This is a genomic window from Variovorax sp. P2_H12, assembly GCF_056403395.1.
In genome coordinates this window covers 1-2688 of record NZ_JBFUFO010000092.1, presented here as the reverse complement: position 1 = coordinate 2688, position 2688 = coordinate 1, and the positions used below count along the sequence as shown (strand labels likewise).

The window sequence follows — 2688 nt, the reverse complement described above, 5'->3', positions numbered from 1 at the left end:
CGCTGCACGGTGCCGGAATGGTCGGTCTCGATGGCCAGTTCGCGCCGGCCGTCGAAGCTGCCCGGAGCGAGGTTGATCGAGCCGACGATCGCGCGCTCACCATCGGCCAGCATCATCTTGGCGTGCAGTTTCAGGTGCTTCATGGTGTGCACCTTGGCACCGACGTCCTGCAGGATGCGCAGCCCGCCCACCCCTTCGATCAGCTTCTCTGCCTTGAGCGAATGCGGCGGCTTGGTCAGGATGTGGACCTTGACGCCGCGGATCGCTGCTCGCACCAGGCGCTCGATGATCACCGTGTCCTGGTAGCGCTCGTTCTGCACCCACAGCGAATGCTGCGCGCCGTCGATGAAGGCGGCCACGCGCTCGCGGCCGTTGTCGGGGCACCAGATCAGGCGCGACTCGGGGTGCGGCGTGAAGTCCTCGTGCGCCCAGTCGGCATCGAAGCAGGCCACCATCTCGCGCGTCTCGAGGTCGTGCGTGGTGACGACCGCGTAGTCGCGCGTCACGGTCAGGTCCTTGGGCTCCCAGTTCAGCGATTCGACGAAGCCGGCCTGGTCGTCCACCACCATCGACTTCTGGTGTGTCAGGTCGAACCTGGGATTGCTGTCGCGCACCTCGATGCCGGCCTCGGTCAGTGCCTGGCGCGACGCCTCGTTCTCGGCCTCGCCGGTGCGCCGCGCCGGGTTCAGCATCACGCGGACCTTGACGCCGCGCTGCTTGGCGGCGATCACCGCGTTGAGCAGGGTCTCGTCGGTGAACAGGAACATGCGGATGTTCAACGCGGTCTTGGCCTCGTTGATCGCATCGAGAATCGGCTTGGCGGTGTCGTCGGGCAGAACGATCAATCGGTGGGACATGATTTCCTCAGGCGGACGCGGCCGCTGCGGCCGTGGGGTTTTCGTACTGGATGCGGTGCAGCTCGGCGTAGACGCCGCCGAGCGCCACCAGTTCGTCGTTGGTGCCTTCCTCGACCACGATGCCGTCCTTCAGCACGATGATCTTGTCGGCGTTGCGAAGCGTGCTCAGGCGGTGCGCGATCATGATCACGGTGCGGCCCTGCATCAGCCGCTCCAGGCCTTCGATGACCAGCCGCTCGGACTCGGTGTCGAGTGCCGCCGTCGGTTCGTCGAGGATCATGATCGGGCTGTTGCGGATCACCGCGCGCGCGATGCCGATGCGCTGGCGCTGGCCGCCCGACAGCGTGTCGCCGCGTTCGCCGACCAGCGAGTCGTAGCCGTGCGGCATGCGGCTGATGAACTCGTCGGCATTGGCCAGCTTGGCCGCGGCCACGATCTCCTCCCGGCTGGCGCCGGGCTTGCCGTAGGCGATGTTCTCGCCGATGGTGCCGCGAAACAGCACCGTTTCCTGCAGCACGAAGCCGATCTGCGCGCGCAGCGCCGCCAGCTTCTGGCGGCTGATGTCGAGGCCGTCGATCAGCACCCGGCCGCTGGTCGGGTCGTAGAAACGCGGCATCAGGCTCACCACGGTCGATTTGCCGCTGCCGGTCGGACCCACGATGCCGACCACCTGGCCGGGCTGGATCGTGAACGAGACGTCGCGCAGCACCGGGGGCTCGTCGCCGTAGCCGAAGGCCACGTGCTCGAAGCTGATCTCGCCCTTGGCGCGGCCGGGATCGACGGCCTGCGGGTGCTCGCGGATGATGTCGTCGGCGCCCAGGATCTTCTGGATCCGCTCGAGCGCCACCGTGGTCTGGGCGATGGTGCTGGCCATGCCGGCGAGGTCCTTCACCGGCTTGAAGAACTTGGACAGATAGGCGAGATACACGGTCAGGGCGCCGGCCGTCATGGTGCCGGCGATGATCAGCGCCGTGCCCTTCCACAGCACGATGCCGGTGCACAGGGCGACCACCACCGCGACCACCGGCGACAGCAGCGACTTGATCTTGCGCGCCCGCAGCGCGGCCTCGGTGCTCGCGTGGCTGGCGGCCTCCATGTGCGTGACCTCGAGATCCTGGCGGCCGAAGGCCTTGATCGCGCGCACCGAGCCCAGGCCTTCCTGGACCACGGCCACGATCTCGCTCTGCCGCACCCGCACTTCGCGCGTGACCTCCTTGACCGCCTTCTTGAAGCGGAACACGAACAGCAGCAGGAAGGGCATGACCGCGACCGCGATCAGCGTGAAGTCCCAGTCGAGCCAGATCATCAGGCCCAGCATGAAGACGATCGTGACGATGTCGACGATGATCGAGAGCGTCGACGAGGAGGCGAAGCTCTGCACCGTCGAGACATCGCTCGTGATGGTCGACATCAGGGTGCCGGTCTTGGCGCTGTCGTAGAACGCCAGCGACAGCCGGTGCAGGTGCTCGTAGATGCGCAGCCGCAGGTCGTTGGCGACCCACTGTCCGATGCTGGTGGTGTAGTAGTTGTCGATGTAGGTCGCGATGCCGCCGATGACCGCGATCATCACGGTGGCGATCCCGGCGAACAGCGCCACGCCCAGCGTGTGGCGGCCGATGCCCCACTGATGCGCCCATTCGAGCCAGCGCGGCAGGTGGTGGGTGCCGAGGGCGTCGTCGAGCACCAGTTTGAGGGGCCAGGGGGCCGCCAGGCTCATGACGATCTCGACCATCATGGCGGCGAACACGATCACCAGCCAGCCGTGGTAGGGCTTCAGGAGACCGAGCACGAGTCGCGTCATGTCCTGGCGCTGCGTCTTGGCGGCGTGCTT

The 2688-nt window shown here is 66.9% G+C and carries 2 protein-coding genes; both read right to left on the bottom strand.

Annotated elements, in window-relative coordinates; translation table 11 throughout:
- The coding region (locus AC1DYK_RS35240; RefSeq protein WP_478170499.1) for a phospholipase D-like domain-containing protein at positions 1–857 on the bottom strand (857 nt) is incomplete at its 3' end.
- Between the two features lie 7 nt (positions 858–864).
- Positions 865–2688, bottom strand: a 1824-nt coding sequence (locus AC1DYK_RS35235; protein ID WP_478170498.1) for an ABC transporter ATP-binding protein, incomplete at its 5' end; no start/stop codon positions are given.